The following is a 25,168-nucleotide window of genomic DNA, read 5'->3' on the forward strand; positions in this document are numbered from 1 at the left end:
GCACAGCCCTCGGGTCAGCGGACGCTGCCCATGAGCTCCTTCACGCGGTTGCGGTACATCCAGACCGCGACACCGGCGACCACGGCGAGTGTGGCCTCCAGGGCGACGATGCCCGTCTTGTTGAGGTCGACGCCGGCGATGGAGAGCAGACCGGTCGTGGCGTCACCGGCGGTGACGGCCAGGAACCAGACGCCCATCATCTGGGAGGCGTACTTGGCGGGCGCCATCTTCGTCGTCACCGACAGGCCGACCGGGGAGAGCAGCAGCTCACCGACGGTCTGGACGAAGTAGATCGCCACCAGCCAGGCCGCCGCCGCCTTGTGACCGCCGTCGGCGATCGCCAGCGGGGCGAGGAACAGGAAGAAGGACGCGCCGACCAGGACCAGGCCCGAGGCGAACTTCACGATCGTGCTCGGCTCCTTGCCGCGCCGGTTCAGCGCCAGCCAGAACCAGGCGAAGACCGGGGCCAGCGCCATGATCAGGACCGGGTTGACCGACTGGTACCAGGAGACCGGGAACTCCCAGCCGAAGATGGTGTTGTCGGCCGAGGAGTCGGCGAAGATCGACAGGGTCGAGCCGCCCTGGTCGTAGATCATCCAGAACACGGCCGCGGCGACGAAGAACCAGATGTACGCCGACATCGAGCGCTGCTCGCTGCGGTCCAGGTCCTTGTCGCGCTTGATGCGGGCCAGCACCATCACCGGGATGATCAGGCCGAGCAGGGTCAGCGGGACCAGGATCCAGTTCAGCGTGTAGTGGCCGGAGAAGCCGACGATCGCGTAGAAGACGACGGCGATGCCGGCCCAGATCGCGGCCTTGCGCAGGGTCGAGGCCTTCTCGGTCTCGGACAGCGGGGTCGGGACGACGCTGGAGCGGTCCGCCAGGTGGCGGGAGCCGATCAGGAACTGGCCGAGGCCCAGCGCCATGCCGAGCGCGGCGAGCGCGAAGCCCAGGTGCCAGTTGACGTTCTCACCGATGGTGCCGATGACCAGCGGCGCGGCGAACGCGCCGAGGTTGATGCCCATGTAGAAGACGGTGAAGCCACCGTCGCGACGCGGGTCGTCCGGACCGTCGTAGAGGTGGCCGACCATCGTGGAGATGTTGGCCTTCAGCAGACCGGAGCCGATCGCCACGAGGCCGAGGCCCGCGTAGAAGGTGCCGGAGGACGGCAGGGCCAGCGTGAGGTGGCCGAGCATGATCACCGCACCGGCGACGGCGACGGTCTTGCGGGGACCCCAGACGCGGTCGCCGAACCAGCCGCCCGGCAGGGCGAGCAGGTACACCAGCGACACGTACACGGAGTAGATCGCCGTCGCGGTCGCGGCGCTCAGGTGGAGGCCGCCCGGGGCGACGAGGTACAGCGGGAGGAGAGCCCTCATGCCGTAGTAGGAGAAACGCTCCCACATCTCGGTCATGAAGAGAGTGGCCAGTCCGCGGGGGTGGCCGAAGAAGGTCTGCTCGGTGCCGGGGGTGCCCGGGCGGGCCGAGTCCTTCGTCAGGCTGGACGCCATTGGTCGTTCCTTGCTGGTGGGGACGCGCAACGTGCTTCAAGGCTGGCGGTGGCCGGCCCGCACATGAAAGAGACCTTCAGCGTGAACTGCTCTGCCAAAGGTCCCCGTGCTGCAAAAGGCGTCTTTCACCATACGGCAGGACAGTGCCGGAAATGGAAGGACTTGAGAGATGGATCACAGGCTTCCATGGAACCGTACACACGTTTCTAAGGTTCTCACCGCACTCTCACCATCGAGGCACAGGTTCGTACCGAATCGCCCGATGGTAAGAATCACGGGCTTGCGATCACACCCCAGCATCTGCTTTCCGCGGTCTACCATCAGCTCATGACCCGTGTACTGCTCGCCGAGGACGATGCGTCCATCTCGGAGCCGCTGGCCCGCGCCCTGCGCCGGGAAGGGTACGAGGTCGAGGTGCGTGAGGACGGACCCACCGCGCTCGACGCCGGAATGCAGGGCGGTGTCGACCTGGTCGTGCTCGACCTGGGTCTGCCCGGCATGGACGGCCTCGAGGTCGCCCGCCGGCTGCGCGCCGAGGGCCACGCCGTGCCGATCCTCATCCTGACCGCGCGCGCCGACGAGGTGGACACCGTCGTCGGTCTGGACGCGGGCGCCGACGACTACGTCACCAAGCCCTTCCGCCTCGCCGAACTGCTCGCCCGGGTCCGGGCCCTGCTCCGGCGCGGTGCCGCCGAGCCCGCGCAGCCGCCCGCCACCCACGGCGTGCGGATCGACGTCGAGTCGCACCGCGCCTGGATGGGCGACGAGGAACTCCAGCTCACCGCCAAGGAGTTCGACCTGCTGCGCGTCCTCGTGCGCGACGCGGGCCGGGTCGTCACCCGCGACCAGCTGATGCGCGAGGTCTGGGACACCACCTGGTGGTCCTCCACCAAAACCCTCGACATGCACATCTCCTGGCTGCGCAAGAAGCTCGGCGACGACGCGGCGAACCCCCGCTACATCGCCACCGTGCGCGGTGTCGGCTTCCGCTTCGAGAAGAGCTAGCCGACCCCCGTGCGCCGCCGCCTCATCCAGTCGACGCTGGCCGTCGTCCTCGTCGTCATCGCCGTCTTCGGGGTCTCGCTCGTCATCGTCGAGACCCGGACCATCAGCAACAGCGCCCAGGAACGCGTCGACTCCGAGGCGGTCCGGCTGGCCAGCATCGTCGACAGCCGGCTGCTCGGCGAGCAGACCGTCGACGCGGAGGTGCTGAAGGAGCAGGTCGCGGGGGAGCGGTACGCCGAGATCCACATCCCCGGCGAGCCGGTCATCGAGGTCGGCACCAAGCCCACCGGTGACGTCATCAGCTCCACCGAGAAGGGCGAGGAGGGCGAGACGGTCACCGTCCAGGAGCCGCGCTCGTCCGTCACCCGCGAGGTCGGCCGCACCCTGCTGATCATCGGGGCGGTGGCCCTCCTCGCGGTGATCGCCGCCGTGCTGCTCGCCGTACGGCAGGCCAACAAGCTGGCCTCTCCGCTGACCGACCTCGCCGAGACCGCCGAGCGCCTCGGCTCCGGCGACCCGCGGCCCCGGCACAAGCGGTACGGCGTCCCCGAGCTGGACCGGGTCGCCGATGTGCTGGACGGCTCCGCCGAGCGCATCGCCCGCATGCTCACCGCCGAACGGCGCCTCGCCGCCGACGCCTCCCACCAGCTGCGCACGCCGCTGACCGCGCTGTCCATGCGCCTGGAGGAGATCACCCTCACCGACGATCCGGACACGGTGAAGGAGGAGGCGACGATCGCGCTCACGCAGGTGGAGCGGCTGACGGACGTCGTCGAGCGGCTGCTCACCAACTCCCGCGACCCTCGCACCGGCTCCGCCGTCTCCTTCGACCTCGACGAGGTCATCCAGCAGCAGCTCGCCGAGTGGCGCCCCGCCTACCGCAGCGCGGGCCGGGCCATCGTCAGCTCCGGCAAGCGGCATCTACGGGCGGTCGGCACGCCGGGCGCGGTCGCGCAGGTGCTGGCGGCGCTCATCGAGAACTCGCTCATGCACGGAGGCGGCACGGTCGCGTTGCGCACGCGCGTCACCGGCAACCAGGCGGTGATCGAGGTGACCGACGAGGGGCCGGGGGTGCCGGCCGACCTGGGCGCGCGGATCTTCGAGCGGACGATCAGCGGGCGGAACTCGACGGGCATCGGCCTTGCGGTGGCGCGTGACCTCGCGGAGGCCGACGGGGGGCGCCTGGAGATGCTTCAGGCGCAGCCGGCGGTGTTCGGGTTGTTCCTGTCGCGTACGCCGCTGAAGAAGCCGACGGTGGATGAGCAGGAGCCCACGGTCCGATAGGGGGCCGTTGTCGGGCGGCTGCGGGTTCGTTGTGGCTGGTCGCGCAGTTCCCCGCGCCCCTGAGGTGCCTCAGCTGACCCTTTGCCTGGAACGCGGACTTCTCTCCGCCTCCACCAGCAACGACTCCGCGCTCGCCACCAGCTCCGGTGCCGGCAGGGCCTTGAAGACCCACGTGCGGTACGACCAGAAGCGGAACAGGGTCGCGATGCCGATGCCGAGGAACTTGAAGACGTTGCTCTCCAGCGGGCTGTCCCAGCCGAAGCCGTACGTCGCCACGTAGAGCACGCCGTTCTCGATCACCAGGCCGACCGCGCTGAACAGCAGGAACAGCGTCAGCTCCTTCGTACGGCCGCTCTTGTCGCGGTCGCGGTACGTGAAGTAGCGGAAGCCGATGTAGTTCGAGATGATCGCGACGACCGTCGCGATCACGCTGGCGCGCACCACCTGGAGATCGGTGGTGTGCCGTACCAGGTTGAAGACGAGCAGGTTGACGAGCAGCCCCGCACCGCCCACGGCGCCGAACTTGGCGATCTCGTGCACGAGCCTGCGCAGCCCTGAGGAACCACGTCCCATGGAAGTACAGGCCCCCAGTCGGTCGGTTTCGTCGACGTCGGTCGGTTTCGTCAACCCAGCCATGCTAACCATCCCCCCTGCCGGTTGCCTGTGGGCGGACGCACACCGCCGTAAAGAAGCTGGTATGAGCGGCGGAAAGCGGGCGGAAAGCAGGCACAAAGGGGGCGGAACAGGAGCGGAATCCGGCCGCCGTGGCGTGGCCGATACCCTAGGAGCGTGACGTTCCCGGTAGTCGGCATGGTCGGCGGGGGCCAGCTCGCTCGTATGACACACGAGGCGGGCATCCCGCTCGGCATCAGATTCAAGCTCCTCAGTGACACCCCTCAGGATTCCGCGGCGCAGGTCGTGAGCGATGTCGTCATCGGCGACTATCGCGACCTCGACACGCTGCGTGAGTTCGCGAGGGGCTGCGACGTGATCACCTTCGATCACGAACACGTACCCACCGAGCACCTCAGGGCTCTGGAGGCGGACGGCATCCCCGTGCGCCCCGGCCCGGACGCCCTCGTGCACGCCCAGGACAAGGGCGTGATGCGGGCGCGGCTCGACGCGATCGGGGTGCCGTGCCCACGGCACCGGATCGTGAGCGACCCGGCCGATGTGGTCGCCTTTGCGGCGGAGGGCGACGGCTTCCCGGTCGTGCTCAAGACCGTCCGCGGCGGCTACGACGGCAAGGGCGTGTGGGTCGTGGACTCGGAGGAGGAGGCGGCCGACCCGTTCCGCGCGGGCGTCCCCGTCCTCGCCGAGGAGAAGGTCGACTACGTCCGCGAGCTCGCCGCCAATGTCGTCCGGTCTCCGCACGGCCAGGCCGTCGCCTACCCCGTGGTGGAGTCGCAGCAGGTCAACGGCGTGTGTGACACCGTGATCGCCCCGGCCCCCGACCTGGACCCGGCCCTCGGGCTGAAGGCCGAGGAGATGGCGCTGACCATCGCCAAGGAACTGGACGTCGTCGGTCACCTCGCCGTCGAGCTGTTCCAGACCCGCGACGGCCGCATCCTGGTCAACGAGCTGGCGATGCGCCCGCACAACAGCGGCCACTGGACCCAGGACGGCGCGATCACGTCCCAGTTCGCCAACCACGTCCGGGCCGTCCTCGACCTCCCGCTCGGCGACCCGCGCCCACGCGCCAAGTGGACGGTCATGGTCAACGTCCTCGGCGGCGACTACCCGGACATGTACTCCGCGTACCTGCACTGCATGGCCCGCGACCCCCAGCTCAAGATCCACATGTACGGCAAGGACGTGAAGCCCGGCCGCAAGGTCGGCCACGTCAACACCTACGGCGACGACCTGGACGACGTGCTGGAGCGCGCACGTCACGCTGCCGGTTACCTGAGAGGCACCATCACCGAATGAGCCCTGTCGTAGGCATCGTCATGGGGTCGGACAGCGACTGGCCCGTCATGGAGGCCGCCGCCCAGGCCCTCGACGAGTTCGAGATCGAGTACGAGGTCGACGTCGTCTCCGCCCACCGCATGCCGCGCGAGATGGTCGCGTACGGCGAGGAGGCGGCCGGCCGGGGCATCAAGGTGATCATCGCCGGAGCCGGTGGCGCCGCCCACCTCCCGGGCATGCTCGCCTCCGTCACCCCGCTGCCCGTCATCGGCGTGCCCGTGCCGCTGAAGTACCTCGACGGCATGGACTCCCTGCTGTCGATCGTGCAGATGCCGGCCGGCGTGCCCGTCGCCACCGTCTCCGTGGCCGGCGCGCGCAACGCGGGGCTCCTCGCGGCCCGCATCCTCGCCACCTCCGACGAGGAACTCCTCGGCCGGATGAAGGAGTTCCAGCAGGAGCTCAACGACCAGGCGACCGAGAAGGGCAAGCGGCTGCGCGCCAAGGTCGACGGGGCCGGCAACGGCTTCGGCTTCGGTTCGGGGAAGTGACGGCCATGTCCTCGCTGGGGACCGCCCGGGAACTCCTCGCCGAGTTCCCGGTCGTCGACGGCCACAACGACCTGCCCTGGGCGCTGCGCGAACAGGTCCGCTACGACCTCGACGCCCGTGACATCGCCACCGACCAGAGCGCCCATCTGCACACCGACCTCGCCCGGCTGCGGGCCGGCGGGGTCGGGGCGCAGTACTGGTCGGTGTACGTCCGCGCGGACCTGCCCGACGCGGTGCCGATGACGCTGGAACAGATCGACTGCGTACGGCAGTTGATCGACCGGCACCCGGCCGACCTGCGGGCCGCGCTGACCGCGGCGGACATGGAGGCGGCACGGTCGGAGGGTCGTATCGCCTCCCTGATGGGGGCCGAGGGCGGCCACTCGATCGCCAACTCCCTCCCGACGCTACGCGCGTTGTACGCGCTCGGCGTCCGCTACATGACGCTCACCCACAACTACAACAACGACTGGGCGGACTCGGCGACGGACGAGCCGAACGCCGGCGGCCTCACGGCCTTCGGGCGGGCGGTCGTGCGGGAGATGAACCGCGAGGGCATGCTCGTCGACCTCTCCCACGTGGCGGCGACGACCATGCGGGACGCGCTGGACGCCAGCCTGGCCCCGGTGATCTTCTCGCACTCCTCGTCCCGTGCGGTCTGCGACCATCCGCGCAACATCCCCGACGACGTCCTGGAGCGGCTGCCCGGGAACGGCGGTGTCGCGATGGTGACGTTCGTGCCGAAGTTCGTCCTCCAGGCGGCCGTGGACTGGACGGCGGCGGCCGACGAGAACATGCGCGAGCACGGCCTGCACCACCTGGACACCACCCCCGAGGCGATGAAGGTGCACCGCGCCTTCGAGGAGCGGCACCCGCGTCCGGTCGCCACGGCCGCGACGGTCGCCGACCACCTCGACCACATGCGCGAGGTCGCGGGCGTCGACCACATCGGCATCGGCGGCGACTACGACGGCACGGCGTTCACGCCGGACGGCCTGGACGACGTGTCGGGCTATCCGAACCTGATCGCGGAGCTCCTCGACCGCGGCTGGTCCCGGCCGGACCTGGCCAAGCTGACCTGGCAGAACTCGGTGCGGGTGCTGGGCGCGGCGGAGGACGTCGCCCGAGACCTTCAGGCGACGCGCGGCCCGTCCAACGCGACGATCGAGTCGCTGGACGGCTGAGCGCCGGTTTCGTGCAGGGCGGGGTAGTCGGTGTAGCCGGCCGCCCCGCCCACGTACATCAGGTACCGGTCCCGTACGGGGTTCAGGGGCGCCCCGAGCCGCAGCCGGTCCACCAGATCGGGGTTGGCGAGGAACGGCCGCCCGAGGGCGACCAGGTCGGCGCCCGCGGCCAGCATCTCCCGCGCGGCCCGGGTGACCGCCTCGGTGGTGAGGTCGGTCAGCACCGGGTTGCCGATCAGGGTGCCGGGCCAGTCGGTGCGGATGCGGCGGTACCAGGCGGTCGCCGGGTCGGCGTGCACGAGGTGCAGATAGGCGAGGCCGAGGTCCTTCAGACGGGCGACCAGCGCCGGGTAGAGGGTGTCGGTGTCGTCCTCGCGGATGCCGTTGACGGTGCCGCCGGGGGAGACGCGTACGCCCACCCGGTCGGCGCCGATCGCGTCCGCGACCGCCTCGGTGACCTCGACGGTGAACCGCACCCTGCGCTCCACGGGGCCGCCGTACGCGTCCGTCCTGCGGTTGGTGTTGGCCGCCAGGAACTGGTGCAGCAGATGCCCGTTGGCCGAGTGCACCTCCACCCCCTCGAACCCCGCCTCGACGGCCCGGCGCGCGGCCGCGGCGAAGTCGGCGGCGGTGGTGCGGATGTCGTCGAGGCTCATCTCCCGCGGCACGACGGCCTGTTGGTGCCCGCGCGAGGTGAAGATCGTCTCCGGGAGCGGGACGGGGGAGGGCGCGACGGGACGCAGCCCGGTGGTCTCCGGGTGGCTGACCCGACCGCCGTGCTGGAGCTGGAGGAACATGCGGCCGCCCTCCGCCCGCACGGCCTGCGTCACCCGCCGCCAGCCTTCCACGTGCCGGTCGGTGTGGATCGCGGTGATGTTCGGGTACGTCTGCCCGACCGCGTTCGGCGTCGCCGCCTCGCCGATGATCAGACCGGCGGAGGCGCGCTGGGCGTAGTGCTTGACCATGAGGTCGGTCGGGGTGCCGTCGGCCTCCGCGCGGTTGCGCGTGAGCGGGGCCATCACGAGGTGGTGGGGGAGGTCGAGGCGGCCGAGGCGGGCCGGGGCGAGGAAGTCCGTTGTGTTCGTCATGCCGGGACGGTAGAACTTGACACTGATGTCAGATTCAAGTCCGTAGAAGGCGGTGGCAGTGATGCGGATCGGTGAACTCGCCCGGCAGACCGGCGTCAGCGAGCGCTCGCTGCGCTACTACGAGACCCAGGGCCTGCTCGCCGCCGACCGCACCCCGGGCGGCCACCGGGACTACCCCGAGGCGGCCGTGGACCGGGTCATCAGAATCCAGGAGCTGTACGCGGCCGGCCTGCACAGCGACAAGATCCGCCAGCTACTGCCCTGCATGCGGGACCAGGACGGCGGCCCCTCCACCGTCGCCACCCCACGCCTCGTCGCCGACCTCACCGCCGAACGCGACCGCATCGACCGCATGATCACCGACCTGATCCGCTCCCGCGACACACTGGACGAGGTCATCCAGGCGGCGGAGGCCGGCTAGGGCCTGTCCGGCGGATCATGCCGCAGACACGGGGGCCGGCAGGCCGATCTGCCGCGTTGTCGTGGCTGCCGACTCCCCCACTCTCGACTGCGCTCGAGCGGGAGGTGCCCCCACCGCGTCGACGCCCTCCTCCGCCTTGCAGCTCGACGCTCCCCCACGCTCGAACAACCTCGCGCGGGGGCGCCCCCATCGCCCCCGCTCACCGGCGCCGATGAGATGCCGCGGCCTTCTTGAGACCTGATCCGCCGGACAGGCCCTAGTACGCCGAACGCCCCACCCACCAGGAAGCCCCCCGCGCCCCGTGCGACGGTGACCGTACTGCTGATCATGACGCCGATCACGACGTACGGGAGCACGCCATGGCAGACCTCCAGGCCGAACTGCAGACCACGACCGAGGTCGGCGCGCTCGACAGCCTGCCCGACCCCTTCGCGGCGGAAGAGCCCTACACCCCCGTCTCCGACCCGGACACCGAGCCCCTGGAGCGGGCGCACGCCATCCTCGCCGCGCACCCCGTCGCCGACGGCTACAGCGGGCTGCCCTGGGCGCTGCGGCACCTGCCCTGGTTCGACCTCGAACTCGGCGAGAGCTCCGTCGACACGGACGTGCCCCGGCTGCGCGAGGGCCATGTGGGCGCCCTGTTCTGGTCGCTGCACCTGCCCGAGAGCATCGGCGGCGACCGGGCCGTGGGCGCCACCCTGGAACAGCTGGACCTGGTGAAGACGGTCGTCGGGGCGCACCCGGAGGGCCTCCGTCTCGCCCACACCGCCGGCGAGACGGCCGACGTACGGCACTGCGGCCGCGTCGCCGTCCTGCTCGGTCCCGCCGGCGCCGCCGCCCTCGGCGACTCCCTCGGCATCCTGCGCTCGCTGCACGCCCTCGGCCTGCGCGCCCTCACCCTGTCCGGCGCCTCCTGGGCGAGCGAGGCGGGCCTCACCCGGTTCGGCGAGGAGGTGCTGCGCGAGATGAACCGGCTCGGCGTCCTCGCCGACCTCTCCGGCGCCTCCGCCGACACCGTCCACCGCGCGATCGCCGTCTCCAAGGCGCCGGTGCTGTGCACCCGCTCCGCCGCCCGCGCCCTGCGCCCCCACCCCGCCAACCTCCCCGACGACCTGCTCGCCGAGCTGGGCGCCGCCAAGGGGCTGTGCATGGTGCCGCTCACCGCCGAGCAGACCGGCCCGAACGTACGGGACGTCGCCGACCACCTCGACCACGTCCGCGCGGTCGCAGGACCGGAGTGCGTCGGCCTGTCCGGCACCTACGACGCCGGCACCGCCCACCCCCAGGAGCTCGCCGACGCCTCCTGCTACCCCCACCTGGTCGCCGAACTCCTGCGCCGTGACTGGACCGAGGCCGACATCGCCCTGCTGACCTGGGGCAACGTCCAACGCGTCCTGCGCAGCGCCGACTTCACGGCCCGCGCCGCCCGGGAGCGACGCGAGCCGTCGACGGCGAAGATCTCAGACCTGGACGGGTAGCCGCCGGTGCGGGTCGATCCGGCAGAGGCAGAAGGGATGCCCCGCCGGATCGGCGTACACCCGGAAGTCGTCCTTGTCCTCGGCGTGCAGCGCCCGCGCGCCGAGCGCCAGCACCTTCTTCTCCGCCTCCTCGATCTCCTCCCACGTCGACCCCGCGTCGAAGTCGATGTGGAACTGCTGCGAGTTGCGGTCCGCGCGCGGCCACTCCGGCGGGGTGTACCCCTCGGCCCGCTGGAAGGAGAGCCGGGGCCCGCCCGGCACGTCGAGGACCACCCACTCGGGATCGTCGTCCTGCGGAGTGCCGCCCACCACCCCGGCGTAGAACCGGGCGAGCGCCCGCGGGTCGGGGCAGTCGAGGACGACGGAACGGAAACGGGTCACGGTCACGGGTATACCTCCCGGCTCAGCAGGCGCACAGACAGAACGGGTGCCCCGCCGGGTCCGCGTACACACGCCAGCTGCGGGTGCGGTCGGCCGCGTCCAGGGTCTTCGCGCCGAGTGCCAGGACCTCCTTCTCGGCCGCGTCCATGTCCTCGACGGTCAGGTCCAGATGGAACTGCTGGGAGTCGCGGTCGGCGCGCGGCCACTGCGGCGCCGTGAACCCGGGCGCGGCCTGGAACGCCAGCGACGGTCCGCCGGGCACCTTCACATCCACCCACTCCCCGTCCCCCTCGACGGTGCCGCCCAGCACCTCGGCATAGAAACCGGCCAGTGCGCGGGGGTCGGGACAGTCCAGGACGACGACGCCCAGCTTGGCGAGAGCCATGACTTCCTCCGGTGTTACCTGTAGATGCGGTCAACGAGTAACGCGGTTACCGCATACTCCCGCACAAGCGGTAACGTCGCAAGCATGAGTGAGAGATCGGCCGCCCCCGGCAGCCTGGCTCTGGTCGAGTCCCTGGTGAACACGCTGGACATCGAGTCGGGCGCCGATGCCCTCGACACGGCGGACGGACGGGCGCGCTTCGGGCTCACGGAGGAGGAGGTGCCGGGCGCGCGCGAGCTGCGGGAGTCGCTGCGGGCGACGCTGCTCGCGCACGCGGGCCATCCGGCGCACGCCCAGGTCACGCCCCTCGGCGAGCTGCTGGCCTCGGCACCCCTGCGCGTGACGGTCGACGCGACCGACGGCTCCGCCGCCCTCGCCCCTGCCGACGAAGCGCCTGCCGGCGCCGGGCGCCTGCACTCCCGTATCGCCGAAGCCGTCGCGGCGGCCCTGATCGCCGGCACCTGGCTGCGCCTCAAGGCCTGCGAGTCCGCCACCTGCCACTGGGCGTACTACGACCGCAGCCCCGCCGGGCGCGGCCGCTGGTGCTCGATGCAGGTGTGCGGGGCGCGCGCGAAGATGCGGCGCTACCGGGCCAAGTAGTTCGCCGGATGCCGCACAAGCCGGTGGTGCAGAATGCAACAAGACGCCGGTTCGGCCGACTGAGCCTCGGCCGAACCGGCGTCGCCTTGTCCAGAAGGGGTCAGGCGGTCGGGCGGCCCATCGCCCGGTACGTCCACCCGGCCTTCCGCCACAGCACCGGGTCGAGGCTGTTCCGCCCGTCCAGGATCAGCCGCACCGACGCGGCCTCGCCGAGCGCCGCCGGGTCCAGCTCGCGGAACTCCCGCCACTCCGTCAGATGCAGCACGACGTCGGCACCGCGCACCGCCTCCACGGCGGAGTCGGCATAGCCGAGGGTCGGGAAGAGGCGGCGGGCGTTCTCCATGCCCATCGGGTCGTAGACGGTCACCTGGCCGCCCTGGAGATGGATCTGCCCGGCCACGTTCAGCGCGGGCGAGTCACGGACGTCGTCCGTGTCGGGCTTGAAGGTGGCGCCGAGCACCGCGACCCGCTTGCCGAGGAACGGCCCGCCGCCCAGCGCCTCGCGCGCCAGCTCCACCATCTGCCCGCGCTGGCGCATGTTGATCGAGTCGATCTCGCGGAGGAAGGTCAGCGCCTGGTCGGCGCCCAGCTCACCTGCGCGCGCCATGAAGGCACGGATGTCCTTGGGCAGACAGCCGCCGCCGAAGCCGATGCCGGCCCGCAGGAACTTCTTCCCGATCCGGTCGTCGTACCCGATGGCCTCCGCCAGCTTGGCGACATCGCCGCCCGCGGCCTCGCAGACCTCCGCCATGGCGTTGATGAAGGAGATCTTGGTGGCGAGGAAGGAGTTCGCGGAGGTCTTCACCAGCTCGGCGGTGGGGAAGTCGGTGACGACGAACGGCGTGCCCTCCGACATCGGCGTCGCGTACACCTCGCGCAGCAGCTTCTCGGCCCGCTCGCTGCGCACCCCGACCACGATCCGGTCCGGGTGCAGCGTGTCCTGCACGGCGAAGCCCTCCCGCAGGAACTCCGGGTTCCAGGCCAGCTCGGCGTCGGCGCCTGCGGGGGAGTGGTCCGCGAGGTAGCGGGCCAGCCGGTCGGCGGAGCCGACGGGCACGGTGGACTTGCCGACGACCAGGGCGGGCCCGGTCAGGTGCGGCGCCAGCGAGGCGATCGCGGAGTCGACGTACGACATGTCGCAGGCGTACTCGCCGTGCTTCTGCGGGGTGTTGATGCACAGGAAGTGGACATCGCCGAAGGCGCCGACCTCGGCCCAGTCCTGGGTGAAGCGCAGCCGCCCGCTGGACCCCTCGACCCCGGCGACGTGCTTGCGCAGCAGCTCCTCCAGGCCGGGCTCGAACATCGGGGCCTCGCCGCGCTGGAGCATGGCGATCTTCTCGGGTACGACGTCCAGGCCCAGCACCTCGAAACCGAGCTCGGCCATCGCCGCCGCGTGCGTCGCGCCGAGATAGCCGGTGCCGATCACGGTGATCTTGAGGGCCATGGATGCTCCAGAGGTGGACGGCGTTGGTGCGCTGCCCGAGCATAGTCGGGGCGTGACAGCGCCCCTCGTCGGGCAGCCTTCCCCCTGTCGCCAAGCTCACGTATCACTCCCGTGGGCCGGGCTCTAAAATTTGAGTTACTTAACGGTAATTAGCGTCGACCATCGCAGCGCACTGGGAGCGTGAGACACCTTGGCCGGATCGGCTGACTTCGACCTGTACCGCCCGTCCGAGGAGCACGACATGCTCCGCGACGCCATCCGCTCGCTGGCCGAGGCGAAGATCGCGCCGTACGCCGCCGCGGTGGACGAGGAGGCCCGCTTCCCGCGCGAGGCCCTCGAGGCGCTGGTCGCCAACGACCTGCACGCCGTCCACGTGCCCGAGGAGTACGGCGGCGCCGGCGCGGACGCGCTGGCCACGGTGATCGTGATCGAGGAGGTCGCGCGCGTCTGCGTGAGCTCCTCCCTGATCCCCGCGGTGAACAAGCTGGGCTCGCTCCCGGTGATCCTCTCCGGCTCCGAGGAGCTGAAGAAGAAGTACATGACCCCGCTCGCCAAGGGCGACGGGATGTTCTCGTACTGCCTCTCCGAGCCCGACGCGGGTTCCGACGCGGCCGGCATGAAGACCCGGGCGGTCCGCGACGGCGACCACTGGATCCTCAACGGCGTGAAGCGCTGGATCACCAACGCGGGCGAGTCCGAGTACTACACGGTGATGGCCGTGACCGACCCCGAGAAGCGCTCCAAGGGGATCTCGGCGTTCGTCGTCGAGAAGTCCGACGAGGGCGTCTCCTTCGGTGCCCCGGAGAAGAAGCTCGGCATCAAGGGCTCCCCGACCCGTGAGGTCTACCTCGACAACGTCCGCATCCCCGCCGACCGCATGATCGGCGAGGAGGGCACCGGCTTCGCCACGGCGATGAAGACCCTGGACCACACCCGCATCACCATCGCGGCGCAGGCCCTCGGTGTCGCGCAGGGCGCCCTCGACTACGCCAAGGGCTACGTCCAGGAGCGCAAGCAGTTCGGCAAGGCCATCGCCGACTTCCAGGGCATCCAGTTCATGCTCGCCGACATGGCCATGAAGATCGCCGCCGCCCGCGCCCTGACCTACCAGGCCGCGGCCGCCTCCGAGCGCGGCGACAAGGACCTCACCTTCCAGGGCGCCGCCGCCAAGTGCTTCGCCTCGGACGTGGCCATGGAGGTCACGACGGACGCGGTCCAACTGCTGGGCGGGTACGGCTACACGCGGGACTACCCGGTGGAGCGCATGATGCGCGACGCCAAGATCACGCAGATCTACGAGGGAACGAACCAGGTCCAGCGCATCGTCATGGCGCGCAACCTGCCGTAACGGCTGATCGGAAAAGGGGCGCCCGGAGACCAGGGCGCCCCTTTTCTCGCTTGTGTCAGTCCTCGAACCCCTCCGCGGCCCGCTTCTCCCGCAGCTCCATGATCGCGCGGCGCCGGGCCAGCCGGTGGGTGCGGCGGATCTGGGCCTCCTGGTACCGCCGCTTGTCCTTCTCCGTCTCCGGGAGCACCGGCGGCACGGCGCGGGGCTTGCCGTCGGCGTCGACCGCGGCGAAGACGAGATACGCGGAGCCGACCTGGGTCGCCGGGTTCGACTCGTTCCAGCGCTCCGCCAGCACCCGCACCCCGACCTCCATCGAGGTCCGGCCGGTCCAGTTGACCTGGGCCTTCACATGGACGAGGTCACCGACCCGGACCGGCTCGAGGAACGCCATCTCGTCCATGGACGCGGTCACCGCGGGCCCGCCGCTGTGCCGTCCGGCCACCGCGCCCGCCGCGTCGTCGACCAGCTTCATGATCACGCCGCCGTGCACCGTCCCCAGCAGGTTGGTGTCGTTGTGGGTCATGATGTGGCTGAGGGTGGTGCGGGACGCCGACGTGGGCTTGCCAGGAATGTCGGACTCCGCTGCGGGGGCCTGGTCTGTCATGCCCTCCACCTTATGCCGCCGCCTCGTTCGCGGACTTTGTGTTGGGTTCGCAACAGCAGTGCCCTGATTTTCCTACGACCCTTGTAAAGGGCACAGCCGTTCCCTGCACACTGGGCCCCATGAACGATTGGCCCGAGGCATGGTCCGACGAGAACCGCGGCAACCGCTACGGACGCGGCAGCGCGAGCGCACAGCCTGAAGGCGCCCGCGCCATGCGGCAGGTCCGCAGGCCCGCCTCGGGCGCGTACGGGGGCGGCCCCGGCCAGTCCGCGCCGCCCTACGGCGGCGGAGTCCCGCAGCAGCCGTCGTACGGCAGCGGCGGCTACGCCGACGACACCGCCGTGGACGGCTACGACAGCGGCTACAACACCGGCCAGGTCTACGGCGGTGGCGGCCCCGACGCTCCCGGCGGCCGGACCCGCGGTGAGCGTCCCGCGCCGAACTGGCGGCGCCGGATCAAGTGGACGGCGATCACGGTCGTCACCGTCCTGGTCGTGACGACGATCGGCACGTACTTCTGGGCCGACTCCAAGCTCAACCGCGAGGTCGACCTGTCGAAGGTCATCGACCGGCCCGACGCGGGCAAGGGCACCAACTACCTGATCGTCGGCTCCGACAGCCGCGCGGGCATGTCCGCCGAGGAGAAGAAGAAGCTGCACACCGGGTCCGCCGAGGGCAAGCGCACGGACTCGATGATGATCCTGCACACCGGCGACAACGGCGACACCCTGATCTCCCTCCCGCGGGACTCCAACGTGGAGATCCCGACGTTCAAGGGCTCCGAGTCCGGCAAGACCTACCAGGGCACCGGCCGCCAGGTGAAGCTCAACGCCGCGTACGCCGAGGACGGGCCCGAGCTGCTGGTCCGCACCGTCGAGTACAACACCGGCCTGCACATCGACCACTACGTCGAGATCGGCTTCGCCGGCTTCGCCAACATCGTGGACGCGGTCGGCGGCGTCGACATCACCATCCCCGAGGGCGGCATGAAGGACACCAAGTCCGGCGCCGACTTCGAGGCCGGCAAGCAGACCCTGAACGGCGAGCAGGCCCTGGCCTTCGTCCGCACCCGGTACGCCCTCAAGCGCTCCGACCTGGACCGTACGAAGAACCAGCAGAAGTTCCTCTCGGCCCTCGCGAACAAGGTCGCGACCCCCTCGACGGTCCTCAACCCCTTCAAGCTCTACCCGACGATGGGCGCGGGCCTGGACTCCCTCATCGTCGACAAGGACATGGGTCTGTTCGACCTCGCGGAGATGTTCTGGGCGATGAAGAGCGTCAACGGCGGTGACGGCAAGTCGATGAACATGCCGATCTCCGGCTCGGTCAACGGCAACCTCGTCTGGGACAAGGCGAAGGTCAAGACGCTGGTGGACGAACTGAAGAACGACGAGAAGGTGACCGTCTCCGGCAACTGAGACGGCACGACTCAGGGGCACCCCGAGGGGTGCCCCTGAGCTGTTTCAGGCCGGCCTGCTCACATCGTGGCGCCCGCCATGCTGCGACACGTCTCCGCGCAGCGACGACACGCCTCCGCGCAGCGCATCATCATCGGGTCGTCCGGCATGGCCATACACGCCTCGGCGCACATGTCGCACGCCTTGGCGCACATCGCGCACATCTCGGCCGACATCGGCGAGCGGCGCATCATCATGTCCGCGCACATGCGGGTCATCTCGGAGCAGTCCATGAGCGCGCGCATGATCTGCATCTGGGCCTGGCCGCCCATCTGCATGCAGGAGCTCATGGTCTCCTCGCACATGCTGTGGCAGGACATGCAGGCCTCGACGCAGTCCTGCATCTCCTTGCTCATGGCGGTCATTCCGGTCATTCCGGGCTTGGTGGTCATGGCTCCTCCTCGGGGGGTGCGGAGCCCGGGACGGGCCCCGTGCGCTTCCCGTCCTACGCCCGCCCACCGCCCGGCGCCATCGGGCGGACGGTAATAATCCGGAACGTAGCCGACGGACACGCACGGTCCCTGCCATTTCGCCCGCGCCGCCCGGTCGCCGCCATAAGGGTTACGGCTTCCTGCCCACCCCCGCGAAGTGCGTGACCTCGGCGATCTCGCCCTCCGGCGCCTCCGGCCGCCAGCGCGAGCAGGAGACGATGCCGGGTTCGAGGAGCTCGACGCCCTCGAAGAGGCGGGCGAGGTCGGCGCGGCTGCGCAGGGTCATCGGGGCCGAGCCCTGGCTGTTCCAGTACTCCACCGCCGTCTTCATCGCCTCGCCGTCGACCTCGGTGGTGGGGTGGGAGATCACCAGGTAGCTGCCGGAGGGAAGGGCCGCCAGCAGCTTCCGTACGATCCCCACCGCCTCGTCGGTGTCCATGACGAAGTTGACTATGCCGAGCATCGTCACCGCGACGGGGCGGGTGAGGTCCAGGATCTCGGCGGCACCCCGCAGGATCGCCTCCGGGTCGTGGACGTCGGCCTCGATGTAGTCGGTGGCGCCCTCGGGCGTGCTGGTGAGCAGGGCGTGCGCGTGGGTCAGGACGAGGGGGTCGTTGTCGACGTAGACGATCCGGCACGAGGGGTCGACGCGCTGGGCGACCTCGTGGGTGTTGTCGGCGGTCGGCAGACCGGTGCCGATGTCGAGGAACTGCCGTATGCCCGCCTCCTCGGCCAGATACCGGACCGCGCGGGCCAGGAAGGCGCGGTCCGCGACGGCCGAGCGCGGCAGGGCCGGGACGAAGGACAGGATCTGGTCGCCGACCTCCTCGTCCACGGGGTAGTGGTCCTTGCCGCCGAGCCAGTAGTTCCAGATCCGGGCCGAGTGGGACACGTCGGTCCGGAGCCTGGTCACGCGTGCGACGCCTTCGTCACGGGGCACTGCGGGATCGGACATGAGCCTGGTCTCCTTCGGGCGGCACTGACCGGACATCACCGGTCGGGATGCGCACCAAACTAGACACAAGTTCGCGGCCGTGGCCGGAAGTTGAACGAACTTCCGGGCTTACGGGTTCTGACTCACAGGCACCCCACCTCGTCCCCCGTCACCACCCCGAACTCACCCTGGTACGGATCCTCCGCCCGCACCTTCCGTACCTCCTTGAAATCCGCCCCGGCGATCACCTTCAGCACCGCCCCCTGCCCGCGTACCGCCCGCAGCTCGCTGCCCGGCAGGGCCGCCGCCAGGGACTTCGCGGAGCGGTCCCAGCGGGGGTCGTAGACGACGACCGTGCGCTTGACGGCACGGTTCGCCGAGGTGACCGGCTGGTGGGTGGTGCGGAAGCCGGTCGCGGCCAGCTGGGCGTCCACGCGCTTGCCGAGCCCGGCGGTCGCGGTGCCGTTCTCGACCTGGACGCGGATCTGCTGCGGGGCGACGGCGACCCGTACGGCCTTGCTCTTCGGCTTGTGCACGGCCAGCGGCTTGTCGTCGCGCAGGGCCTGGAAGAGCCGGCCCGCCTTCCGCGCGTCCCATTTCAGGGTGGAGCCGACGCCCTTGACGGCGTACCCCATCTGCCCGATCGGGACCGTCGTGAACTCGGAGGAGGACGGAGAGAAGTTCCGCATCGCCCGCCCCAGGTCGAGGAGTTCGTCGGTGCCGAACTCCTTGTCGGCCCGTACCGAGCCCAGCACGGCCCGGGTCACGTCCCGGAACTTCATCGGGTTGAGGAGGATGCCGGAGGAGGTCGCGCGGTCGATCAGCGCCGCCATGAAGCGCTGCTGGCGCTTCATCCGGCCCAGGTCCGCCGCCCCGTCGATGTGCCGGGAGCGGACGTACTGGAGGGCCTCGCCGCCCATCAGGGTGTGCGAGCCGGCGGGGAGGTCCAGGCCGGTGTAGGAGTCCTTCAGCGGTTCGGCGGTGCAGATCTTCACGCCGCCCAGCACGTCCACCGTCTTCATGAAGCTGGTGAAGTCGACCTCCAGATAGTGGTCGATCTTCACGTGGGTCATCGTCTCGACGGTCCGCACGGTCAGCTGGGGGCCGCCCTCCGCGTACGCCGCGTTCAGCTTGACGGGGTGGCCGTGGTGCTTCTCACCGGTGGTCTGGTCGGTGTGCGCGGGCGTCATCGCGTACGAGTCGCGCGGCAGGCTCACCACGCTGGCCCGCTCCCGGTCCTCCGAGATGTGCACGATCATGATCGTGTCGGTGCAGTGGCAGGGCGCGCCGCCGAGGCGGTACTTCTGCCGCTCGGCCTCGGTGATCTTGTCCCGGCCGTCGGTGCCGACGAGCAGCACGTTCATGCCGTGTCCGGCGCGCGGCCGGTTCTTCATGTCCTTGAAGGGGTCCACGCGCGCGATGTCCGCGTCGAGGCTGGAGATCACCGCGTGCCCGATGCCGGCCGAGGCGAGGATCACCACGGAGAGCGTGGTGATCGCCCGTGCGGCCCAACGCGGTTTCCGCCGCCGAACGGGTGGCCGCGGCCTCGGCCTGGGCCGGGGGGCGGCGGGGGAGCGGCGGGGCGGCGTGGACATGGGGGGCACCTCCGCTGAGACCGGACATGAGGGCCTTACATGGGATCTTCAGCACCGTAGGCCCATACGATCTGCGGCCCGGGACGCCGCCCCGGGCGGGGCGCACCGGTGTCCCCCGTTCGCGGTAACGTGAGCCCCCTATGAACGCCAAGCCCGACGTGCAGCTCCCCGCCGTGTCTGTGATCATGCCCGTCCTCGACGAGGAACGGCATCTGCGCGGAGCCGTCCAAGCGATCCTCGCGCAGGAGTACGCCGGCGAGATGGAGGTCGTGATCGCCCTCGGTCCGTCCAAGGACCGCACGGACGAGATCGCCGCCGAGCTCGTACGGGAAGACCCCCGCGTCCACACCGTCCCGAACCCGACCGGCCGCACGCCCGCCGCCCTGAACGCCGCGGTCAAGGCCTCCCGCCATCCGATCGTCGTCCGCGTCGACGGCCACGGCATGCTGTCGCCGAACTACATCGCGACCGCCGTACGGCTCCTGGAGGAGACCGGCGCGCAGAACGTCGGCGGCATCATGCACGCCGAGGGCGAGAACGCCTGGGAGGACGCGGTCGCCGCCGCGATGACCTCGAAGATCGGCGTCGGTAACGCGGCCTTCCACACGGGCGGCCAGGCGGGCCCCGCCGAGACGGTCTACCTCGGTGTCTTCCGCCGCGAGGCCCTCGAGCAACAGGGCGGCTACAACGTGGAGTTCATCCGCGCCCAGGACTGGGAGCTGAACTTCCGCATCCGCGAGGCGGGCGGCCTGATCTGGTTCTCGCCGGAGCTCAGGGTGTCGTACCGCCCGCGCCCGTCGGTGAAGGCGCTGGCCAAGCAGTACAAGGACTACGGCCGCTGGCGGCACGTCGTCGCCCGCTACCACTCCGGCTCCATCAACCTGCGCTACCTCGCCCCGCCCGTCGCCGTGTGCGCGATCGCGGCCGGCCTCGTGGTCGGCGCGGCCCTGACCCCGCTCGGCTTCGTGATCCCGGGCGGCTACCTCGCGGCGATCGCCCTGGGCTCGCTCCCGGCCGGCAAGGGCCTGTCCCTCAAGGCCCGCCTCCAGATCCCGGTCGCCCTCGCCACCATGCACATGTCGTGGGGATACGGCTTCCTGACCAGCCCGAAGTCACTGGCGCGGAAGGTCATCGCGTCGCGGCGGCCGGCGGTGCTGACGGAGGCGTGAAGGCACCGGACTGACCGAAGGCCCCCTTCCGGACGACCGGGAGGGGGCCTTCGTCACGGGCCGGAAGGGCTCAGCCGCAGTGGAAGTAGCCCGACGGCGGGACGTGGTCCTGCAGGAAGTTGGCGCCTCCGTTGGGCTTCCACATGTCCAGCTCGAAGTTGATGCAGGTGTTCCTGCCGTTCACCTTGACGGGGCCCGCCTCGTAGCTGAAGTTGCCGTTGTCGTTGTCGTGCCCGCCGGCCTTGGACCACAGGTCCAGGTTCATGCGGGAACTGACGCCGTAGTAGGAGCCCGCCTTGACGGACCTCGCACAGTTGTAGGTGCCGTCCCAGTACAGGTAGGTCGTGGCGACGTGCGGGTGCGAGCTCACCGAGTAGTCGTAGTGGTTGATCTGGTCGATCAGGGTCCCGCTGCAACCGGCGGTGGCGGCGGCGGACGCGGTGGGGGCGACGGCCATGGGGACCGCGACGCCCAGGCCGACGGTCATCGCGGCGGTGGTGATCCAACGGGTGGCTCTGAACTTGACGTGCTGGGACATCAGTTGGAGACCTCTCATCTCGAGACGCAACGGCTTGGACATGGGGCGTTCGGCAGGGGCCGACGGCCGGTGGGGCTCAGCCGCAGTGGACGCCGTAGTCGACGCGCGTGTAGTTGGAGGCGGCGGCGCCGCCCCAGTCGATGCACCTGCCGGCGGCGGAGACGTAGAGCGGACCCGCGTAGTAGCTGTACGTGCCGTAGTCGACCTCGACGCCCTGCTTCCACACCGTGTCGGTGCGGTGCAGCCGCAGACGGGCGTCCAGGACCGTGGGCGTGCCCGTCCTGTCGGGGACGGTGACGACGCAGTTCTTGCCGCTGGAGCTGTTGTACGTGAGGTAGGCGGTTCCCTCGCCGACGTCCATCGTGTCGATCACGCTGTAGCCGGACCCGCAGGTACCGGCGTAGGTGGCCGCCGAGGCGGTGCCGGTGGCGGCGATCGTTCCGGCGGCGGCGAGGCCGATGACGGCCGCGACGGAGCCAAGTCGCTTCATTTTGAGCACGTTTGAATCCCTGTCAGTGTCCTGTGGGGTACAAGTGTGATCATGCCATGAGTGCTGATGGGGCTCAGCCGCAGTGCACGTTGTAGTTGACGTGCCAGGTGTCGGTGCCCGCATTGCCGCCCCAGTCGATGCACCTGCCTGCGGCGGAGGCGTAGACCGGGCCGGCGTAGTACTTGAAGAAGCCCGCGTCGTACTCGCTGTCCGCCCAGTCGAGGTTGGTGCGGTGCAGCCGCACGCGGGCGTCCAGCAGCATGGTGGTGCCCGGTGTGTCGGAGACGGTGACGACACAGTTCTTGCCGCTGGAGCTGCTGTAGGTGAGATAGGCGGTTCCGGTGCCGACGTCCTTCGTGTCGATCACGCCGTAGCCGGAGCCGCAGGCGCCGTTGTAGGAGGCCGCCGAGGCGGTGCCGGTGGCGGCGATCGTGCCGGCGACGGTGAGGCCGATGACGGCCGCGGCGGAGCCAAGTCGCTTCATCTTGAGCATGGTTGAGTCCCTGTCAGTGCTGGGCGAGTTCAGTCGCAGTGGTTGAAGCCGCCGGCCGGAACCCGGTCCTGGAGCATGTCCGCGCCGCTGGTGTTCCACATGTCGAGCTCGAAGGCGATGCAGGTGTTCTGGCCGTTCACCTTGACCGGGCCCGCGTAGTACTTGAAGTACCCGCTGTCCGGGTCCGCGCCGCCCTTCTGGCTGTAGAGGGTCAGTGACATGCGCGAGCTGACGCCGTAGTACGAGCCGACCTTGTCGGAGCGGACACAGTTGTAGGTGCCGTCCCAGTACACGTAGGACGTCGCCACGTGGGTGCCGTTGTAGTTGTAGTGCTTGACGGTGTCGATGACGCTGCCGGAGCAGCTGCCCGACGCGGCCGAGGCGGCCGGCGCGGTGACCACGGGGCCCGCCACGGCGACACCGAGCAGGACCATGGTGCTCGTCAGCCGGCGGGCGGCCCTGGACTTGAGGATGCTCATGTCGGATTCCGTTCTCAACCGCAGTGGAAGTAGCCGGAGTTCGGCACGTGGTCCTGGATGATGTTGTTGCCGTTCAGGTTCCACACGTCGGTCTCGACGGCGATGCAGCGGCCCTTGCCGTAGAACTTGAAGCTCGCGTAGTAGAGGTACTGGCCGTCGTCACCCGGCGAGACGTAGCCGTCCTTGTCCGTCCAGGCGTCCACGGCGATACGCGACCGGACGCCGTAGTAGGAGCCCTGCTTCACGGCGGCGACGCAGTTGTACGTGCCGTCCCAGAACAGATAGGTCTTGGCGTACGTCGTGCCGTTGTAGGTGTTGTTCCAGCTGTCGATCTGGGACCCGTTGCAGCCGTAGGTGGCGGCGCTGGCGGCCGGAGCCGTGACCAGTGAGTAGCCGGCGATCGCGGACAGCATCATCGCCAGGGACGTGACGGATCTGGCGGCCCTGCTCTTGAGCTTCAACTTCTCCCCCTGGAACGCTTGTTGCTCGTGGTCGAAGAGCGCTCAAGATCCTGTCATGTTCAAGTAACAAATATGACCACGGTGTAAAGCATTGGCCAGAAATTGATCACCCTGGCCGAAAGCGTTCTCAGGGGGAGGCTGCTACCAGGTGTAGTCGGGATCGACGTGCATACAGGCCTTGGTGTCCGCGCCGTTGAAGGTGTCGTCCGACTCGGGCATCGAGTCGTCCTCCTTCGCGGCCGTGTACTTCGTCCCCGAGCGCCAGTCCGCTCCGACGACCAGGGTGACCCCGGAGACCTCCGTCGACTTCTTCACCGAACTCATCGGGATCCCGAGGGACTTGGCGACCCGCTGGGCGTCGCCCTCCAGGTCGGCGCTCGGATAGCGGACGAGGGTCTTGTCCTCGCTGAGGATCACCGAGGAGTCCGCCTTGGACGCGGTGAAGCCCTTGCCGACGAGCAACGCGGTCACATCGGTGGCGCGTCCGCTCGCTGCCGCCTCCGTACTGGTCCGGGTGCCGTTCTGCACCTGCACGGCGATCTTGTCGTCCGCGGCCGCCGGGTCGTCGGAGGTCTCGTCCTCCGTCGTGGTCTTCTTCTTGTCCTTGCCGTCGAGGGCGATGTCCTCACGGACGAGCCGGAAGACCTTCTCCGACTCCTCCGGCTTGGGCACCACCCGGTTGCCGTCCGAGGCGTACTGCCACGGCATCGTCGTCATGGTGATGCGCTTCGTGGGGACCTTGCGCAGCTCGTTGCTCAGGTCGTACAGCTTCGTCACCGACCCCAGCCCGTCGTCCACGGTCAACGACTCGGTGGCCGTCTCGGCGAGCTTGCGCAGCTTGTTCGGGCTGCTCAGCGTCGCGTTCTCCCGCAGCTGGCGGACCATCGAGTTCATGTACTGGTGCTGGGCCTTGGCCCGCGCGATGTCGGTGCTGTCCTCGAAGCCGTACCGGGTGCGCAGCCACTGCAGGGCCTGCTTGCCCTTGATGGGCGTGGTGCCCTTCTCGAGCTTCAGGCCCGAGCCCTTGCCGGAGCGGGTGTGCGAGTAGATGTTCGCGTCCACGCAGACGGGTACGCCGCCGATGGCGTCCGCCATCGACACCACGCCCGCGAAGTCGACCATGATGAAGTGGTCGATGTGGATGTCGGTGAGCTTCTCCCAGGTCGCCACCGTGCAGCCGGGGCCGCCCCGGCCCAGCGACTCGTTCGTCATCGCCGAGGTGAGCGCCGGGTAGACCTTGTCGTCGTCCGGGTCCGTGCACTTCGGGATGGAGACCAGGGTGTCGCGCGGCATGCTGACCACCGACATGTTGGAACGGTCCGCCGACACGTGCAGCAGCATCTGGACGTCCGCGCGCGGCGCGGTGTTGTACGTGTCCTTGGCGCCGCCGAGCTTCTGGTTCTCGGCGCTGTCCCGGGCGTCCGAGCCGATCAGCAGGATGTTCAGCGGCGTCTGCCCGGCGGCGTTCGCCTCCGTCTTCGCCGCCCTGTCCTTCTCGTCGCCGATGTTCAGGTCGTCCTTCTTCAGGTTGCCGTTCAGGTGCCGGTAGTAGAGGTATCCGGCACCCGCGGTGCCGACTATGACCACCGCCAGCACGATCGCCGCCCAGCGCAGGAACCGCCGGCCCCGCCTGCGGTCGCCTCTGCCGCGCCGTCCCCTGCCGTGACCGGCGGGCGGTCTGGGGCCCTGCGGTGTGAGAGACATCGTGTCCTCGACCGCGGGCACCTCTCCGCGCACGCTCTGCGTCAACTCCCTGCCCTCCCCACCCTGCGCCAGAAAAGGCGGACCCTTGGCCGGCCCGCCGAGCCTCCCCTTGCCCGGCGGGCGGCTGGTCGACTGTGCGCCCGGTCCGCCTGGTCGGAAGCGTACGCGAGCGCGGCTCATCATTCTTCAGCCAGTTAGGAGTTCGCTGTGGGGGCAGGGGTTTCCCTC

At 69.9% G+C, this 25,168-nt stretch carries 27 protein-coding genes; 11 read left to right on the top strand and 16 right to left on the bottom strand.

The features are described 5' to 3' along the window. Positions 1-14: 14 nt before the first annotated feature. Positions 15-1,511: an oligopeptide:H+ symporter gene (locus IQ210_RS24095; protein ID WP_194081158.1), complete on the bottom strand. Its 1,497-nt coding sequence runs from the start codon at positions 1,509-1,511 to the stop codon at positions 15-17. Between the two features lie 327 nt (positions 1,512-1,838). Here IQ210_RS24095 and IQ210_RS24100 point away from each other — a divergent pair, with 327 nt between their 5' ends. Next, entirely contained in the window at positions 1,839-2,516 is a 678-nt protein-coding gene (locus tag IQ210_RS24100) for a response regulator transcription factor (RefSeq protein ID WP_016436346.1), read from the top strand. 9 nt (positions 2,517-2,525) lie between these two features. Then, the gene (locus IQ210_RS24105; protein WP_194081159.1) at positions 2,526-3,800 is read left to right on the top strand and encodes an ATP-binding protein; all 1,275 of its coding nucleotides are present in this window, start codon (positions 2,526-2,528) and stop codon (positions 3,798-3,800) included. Positions 3,801-3,869: 69 nt separating this feature from the next. Here the strand turns inward: IQ210_RS24105 and IQ210_RS24110 are convergent, their stop codons facing one another. Next, positions 3,870-4,373, bottom strand: coding sequence for a GtrA family protein (locus IQ210_RS24110; RefSeq protein ID WP_194081160.1), 504 nt, complete (start codon positions 4,371-4,373; stop codon positions 3,870-3,872). 216 nt (positions 4,374-4,589) lie between these two features. Between IQ210_RS24110 and IQ210_RS24115 the strand changes: the two genes are divergently transcribed. Genes IQ210_RS24115 through IQ210_RS24125 form a run of 3 tightly spaced genes read left to right on the top strand, consistent with a single transcriptional unit; the run spans position 4,590 to position 7,440 of the window. Beyond that, positions 4,590-5,729 (top strand): 5-(carboxyamino)imidazole ribonucleotide synthase, encoded by a 1,140-nt coding sequence (locus IQ210_RS24115; RefSeq protein WP_194081161.1) that lies wholly within the window; start codon positions 4,590-4,592, stop codon positions 5,727-5,729. Beyond that, positions 5,726-6,256, top strand: coding sequence for a 5-(carboxyamino)imidazole ribonucleotide mutase (gene purE / locus IQ210_RS24120; protein WP_194081162.1), 531 nt, complete (start codon positions 5,726-5,728; stop codon positions 6,254-6,256). Before IQ210_RS24115 ends, purE begins: the two co-directional genes overlap by 4 nt. 5 nt (positions 6,257-6,261) lie before the next feature. Beyond that, positions 6,262-7,440, top strand: coding sequence for a dipeptidase (locus IQ210_RS24125; protein ID WP_194081163.1), 1,179 nt, complete (start codon positions 6,262-6,264; stop codon positions 7,438-7,440). On the opposite strand, the gene IQ210_RS24130 is transcribed toward IQ210_RS24125, so the two are convergent. Continuing rightward, positions 7,389-8,528, bottom strand: a complete 1,140-nt coding sequence (locus IQ210_RS24130) for an alkene reductase (RefSeq protein ID WP_194081164.1) — start codon at positions 8,526-8,528, stop codon at positions 7,389-7,391. The two genes, IQ210_RS24125 and IQ210_RS24130, sit on opposite strands and share 52 nt — an antisense overlap. 61 nt (positions 8,529-8,589) lie before the next feature. Between IQ210_RS24130 and IQ210_RS24135 the strand changes: the two genes are divergently transcribed. Then, entirely contained in the window at positions 8,590-8,949 is a 360-nt protein-coding gene (locus IQ210_RS24135) for a MerR family transcriptional regulator (protein WP_194081165.1), read from the top strand. 359 nt (positions 8,950-9,308) lie between these two features. Then, positions 9,309-10,427, top strand: coding sequence for a dipeptidase (locus IQ210_RS24140; protein WP_194081166.1), 1,119 nt, complete (start codon positions 9,309-9,311; stop codon positions 10,425-10,427). On the opposite strand, the gene IQ210_RS24145 is transcribed toward IQ210_RS24140, so the two are convergent. Together IQ210_RS24145 and IQ210_RS24150 are read right to left on the bottom strand one after the other, a co-directional pair. Then, positions 10,410-10,814 (bottom strand): VOC family protein, encoded by a 405-nt coding sequence (locus tag IQ210_RS24145; RefSeq protein ID WP_194081167.1) that lies wholly within the window; start codon positions 10,812-10,814, stop codon positions 10,410-10,412. The genes IQ210_RS24140 and IQ210_RS24145 overlap by 18 nt on opposite strands. A 16-nt stretch (positions 10,815-10,830) precedes the next feature. Beyond that, positions 10,831-11,193 carry a VOC family protein gene (locus tag IQ210_RS24150; RefSeq protein WP_194081168.1) on the bottom strand — a complete coding sequence of 121 codons (363 nt, stop codon included), beginning with the start codon at positions 11,191-11,193 and terminating at the stop codon, positions 10,831-10,833. 84 nt (positions 11,194-11,277) lie between these two features. Between IQ210_RS24150 and IQ210_RS24155 the strand changes: the two genes are divergently transcribed. Continuing rightward, positions 11,278-11,793, top strand: coding sequence for a CGNR zinc finger domain-containing protein (locus IQ210_RS24155; RefSeq protein ID WP_194081169.1), 516 nt, complete (start codon positions 11,278-11,280; stop codon positions 11,791-11,793). Between the two features lie 100 nt (positions 11,794-11,893). On the opposite strand, the gene IQ210_RS24160 is transcribed toward IQ210_RS24155, so the two are convergent. Then, positions 11,894-13,237, bottom strand: coding sequence for a UDP-glucose dehydrogenase family protein (locus IQ210_RS24160; protein ID WP_194081170.1), 1,344 nt, complete (start codon positions 13,235-13,237; stop codon positions 11,894-11,896). 190 nt (positions 13,238-13,427) lie between these two features. Here IQ210_RS24160 and IQ210_RS24165 point away from each other — a divergent pair, with 190 nt between their 5' ends. Then, complete coding sequence (locus IQ210_RS24165) at positions 13,428-14,585, top strand: acyl-CoA dehydrogenase (protein WP_126272469.1); 1,158 nt, start codon at positions 13,428-13,430, stop codon at positions 14,583-14,585. A gap of 55 nt (positions 14,586-14,640) precedes the next feature. Here IQ210_RS24165 and IQ210_RS24170 read toward each other — a convergent pair whose 3' ends face one another. Continuing rightward, positions 14,641-15,189, bottom strand: coding sequence for an acyl-CoA thioesterase (locus IQ210_RS24170; protein ID WP_194081171.1), 549 nt, complete (start codon positions 15,187-15,189; stop codon positions 14,641-14,643). A gap of 119 nt (positions 15,190-15,308) precedes the next feature. On the opposite strand from IQ210_RS24170, the gene IQ210_RS24175 reads away from it, so the two are divergent. After that, positions 15,309-16,607, top strand: a complete 1,299-nt coding sequence (locus IQ210_RS24175) for an LCP family protein (RefSeq protein WP_194081172.1) — start codon at positions 15,309-15,311, stop codon at positions 16,605-16,607. A gap of 59 nt (positions 16,608-16,666) precedes the next feature. Here the strand turns inward: IQ210_RS24175 and IQ210_RS24180 are convergent, their stop codons facing one another. The 3 genes from IQ210_RS24180 to IQ210_RS24190 form a co-directional block, all read right to left on the bottom strand. After that, positions 16,667-17,038, bottom strand: a complete 372-nt coding sequence (locus IQ210_RS24180) for a four-helix bundle copper-binding protein (RefSeq protein WP_194081173.1) — start codon at positions 17,036-17,038, stop codon at positions 16,667-16,669. Between the two features lie 169 nt (positions 17,039-17,207). Next, positions 17,208-18,032, bottom strand: coding sequence for an SAM-dependent methyltransferase (locus IQ210_RS24185; protein WP_194081174.1), 825 nt, complete (start codon positions 18,030-18,032; stop codon positions 17,208-17,210). Between the two features lie 122 nt (positions 18,033-18,154). Further along, positions 18,155-19,606, bottom strand: a complete 1,452-nt coding sequence (locus IQ210_RS24190) for an LCP family protein (RefSeq protein WP_194081175.1) — start codon at positions 19,604-19,606, stop codon at positions 18,155-18,157. A 140-nt stretch (positions 19,607-19,746) separates the two neighbouring features. Between IQ210_RS24190 and IQ210_RS24195 the strand changes: the two genes are divergently transcribed. Next, positions 19,747-20,775 carry a glycosyltransferase family 2 protein gene (locus IQ210_RS24195; protein ID WP_194081176.1) on the top strand — a complete coding sequence of 343 codons (1,029 nt, stop codon included), beginning with the start codon at positions 19,747-19,749 and terminating at the stop codon, positions 20,773-20,775. A gap of 70 nt (positions 20,776-20,845) precedes the next feature. Here IQ210_RS24195 and IQ210_RS24200 read toward each other — a convergent pair whose 3' ends face one another. From IQ210_RS24200 to IQ210_RS24225, 6 genes are all read right to left on the bottom strand, one after another. Further along, positions 20,846-21,313, bottom strand: a complete 468-nt coding sequence (locus IQ210_RS24200) for a hypothetical protein (RefSeq protein ID WP_194081177.1) — start codon at positions 21,311-21,313, stop codon at positions 20,846-20,848. Between the two features lie 76 nt (positions 21,314-21,389). Beyond that, a complete protein-coding gene (locus IQ210_RS24205; protein ID WP_194081178.1) occupies positions 21,390-21,803 on the bottom strand; it encodes a spore-associated protein A in 414 nt (137 codons plus the stop codon). 73 nt (positions 21,804-21,876) lie between these two features. Beyond that, positions 21,877-22,287: a spore-associated protein A gene (locus IQ210_RS24210; protein ID WP_194081179.1), complete on the bottom strand. Its 411-nt coding sequence runs from the start codon at positions 22,285-22,287 to the stop codon at positions 21,877-21,879. A 38-nt stretch (positions 22,288-22,325) separates the two neighbouring features. Next, positions 22,326-22,775: a hypothetical protein gene (locus IQ210_RS24215; RefSeq protein WP_194081180.1), complete on the bottom strand. Its 450-nt coding sequence runs from the start codon at positions 22,773-22,775 to the stop codon at positions 22,326-22,328. Positions 22,776-22,789: 14 nt separating this feature from the next. Then, positions 22,790-23,236 (bottom strand): hypothetical protein, encoded by a 447-nt coding sequence (locus IQ210_RS24220; RefSeq protein ID WP_194081181.1) that lies wholly within the window; start codon positions 23,234-23,236, stop codon positions 22,790-22,792. A 141-nt stretch (positions 23,237-23,377) separates the two neighbouring features. Then, entirely contained in the window at positions 23,378-24,940 is a 1,563-nt protein-coding gene (locus IQ210_RS24225; RefSeq protein ID WP_194081182.1) for an LCP family protein, read from the bottom strand. Positions 24,941-25,168 lie beyond the last annotated feature (228 nt).

This window comes from Streptomyces justiciae (genome assembly GCF_015163075.1).
GTDB classification, from domain to species: Bacteria; Actinomycetota; Actinomycetes; order Streptomycetales; family Streptomycetaceae; genus Streptomyces; species Streptomyces justiciae.

Coding starts and splice junctions, on each gene's coding strand:
- IQ210_RS24095 (WP_194081158.1), bottom strand. CDS start 1,511: ATGGCGTCCAGCCTGACGAAGGACTCGGCCCGCCCGGGCACCCCCGGC.
- IQ210_RS24100 (WP_016436346.1), top strand. CDS start 1,839: ATGACCCGTGTACTGCTCGCCGAGGACGATGCGTCCATCTCGGAGCCG.
- IQ210_RS24110 (WP_194081160.1), bottom strand. CDS start 4,373: ATGGGACGTGGTTCCTCAGGGCTGCGCAGGCTCGTGCACGAGATCGCC.
- purE (WP_194081162.1), top strand. CDS start 5,726: ATGAGCCCTGTCGTAGGCATCGTCATGGGGTCGGACAGCGACTGGCCC.
- IQ210_RS24125 (WP_194081163.1), top strand. CDS start 6,262: ATGTCCTCGCTGGGGACCGCCCGGGAACTCCTCGCCGAGTTCCCGGTC.
- IQ210_RS24130 (WP_194081164.1), bottom strand. CDS start 8,528: ATGACGAACACAACGGACTTCCTCGCCCCGGCCCGCCTCGGCCGCCTC.
- IQ210_RS24135 (WP_194081165.1), top strand. CDS start 8,590: ATGCGGATCGGTGAACTCGCCCGGCAGACCGGCGTCAGCGAGCGCTCG.
- IQ210_RS24140 (WP_194081166.1), top strand. CDS start 9,309: ATGGCAGACCTCCAGGCCGAACTGCAGACCACGACCGAGGTCGGCGCG.
- IQ210_RS24150 (WP_194081168.1), bottom strand. CDS start 11,193: ATGGCTCTCGCCAAGCTGGGCGTCGTCGTCCTGGACTGTCCCGACCCC.
- IQ210_RS24155 (WP_194081169.1), top strand. CDS start 11,278: ATGAGTGAGAGATCGGCCGCCCCCGGCAGCCTGGCTCTGGTCGAGTCC.
- IQ210_RS24160 (WP_194081170.1), bottom strand. CDS start 13,237: ATGGCCCTCAAGATCACCGTGATCGGCACCGGCTATCTCGGCGCGACG.
- IQ210_RS24170 (WP_194081171.1), bottom strand. CDS start 15,189: ATGACAGACCAGGCCCCCGCAGCGGAGTCCGACATTCCTGGCAAGCCC.
- IQ210_RS24175 (WP_194081172.1), top strand. CDS start 15,309: ATGAACGATTGGCCCGAGGCATGGTCCGACGAGAACCGCGGCAACCGC.
- IQ210_RS24180 (WP_194081173.1), bottom strand. CDS start 17,038: ATGACCACCAAGCCCGGAATGACCGGAATGACCGCCATGAGCAAGGAG.
- IQ210_RS24185 (WP_194081174.1), bottom strand. CDS start 18,032: ATGTCCGATCCCGCAGTGCCCCGTGACGAAGGCGTCGCACGCGTGACC.
- IQ210_RS24190 (WP_194081175.1), bottom strand. CDS start 19,606: ATGTCCACGCCGCCCCGCCGCTCCCCCGCCGCCCCCCGGCCCAGGCCG.
- IQ210_RS24195 (WP_194081176.1), top strand. CDS start 19,747: ATGAACGCCAAGCCCGACGTGCAGCTCCCCGCCGTGTCTGTGATCATG.
- IQ210_RS24200 (WP_194081177.1), bottom strand. CDS start 21,313: ATGTCCCAGCACGTCAAGTTCAGAGCCACCCGTTGGATCACCACCGCC.
- IQ210_RS24205 (WP_194081178.1), bottom strand. CDS start 21,803: ATGAAGCGACTTGGCTCCGTCGCGGCCGTCATCGGCCTCGCCGCCGCC.
- IQ210_RS24210 (WP_194081179.1), bottom strand. CDS start 22,287: ATGAAGCGACTTGGCTCCGCCGCGGCCGTCATCGGCCTCACCGTCGCC.
- IQ210_RS24215 (WP_194081180.1), bottom strand. CDS start 22,775: ATGAGCATCCTCAAGTCCAGGGCCGCCCGCCGGCTGACGAGCACCATG.
- IQ210_RS24225 (WP_194081182.1), bottom strand. CDS start 24,940: ATGTCTCTCACACCGCAGGGCCCCAGACCGCCCGCCGGTCACGGCAGG.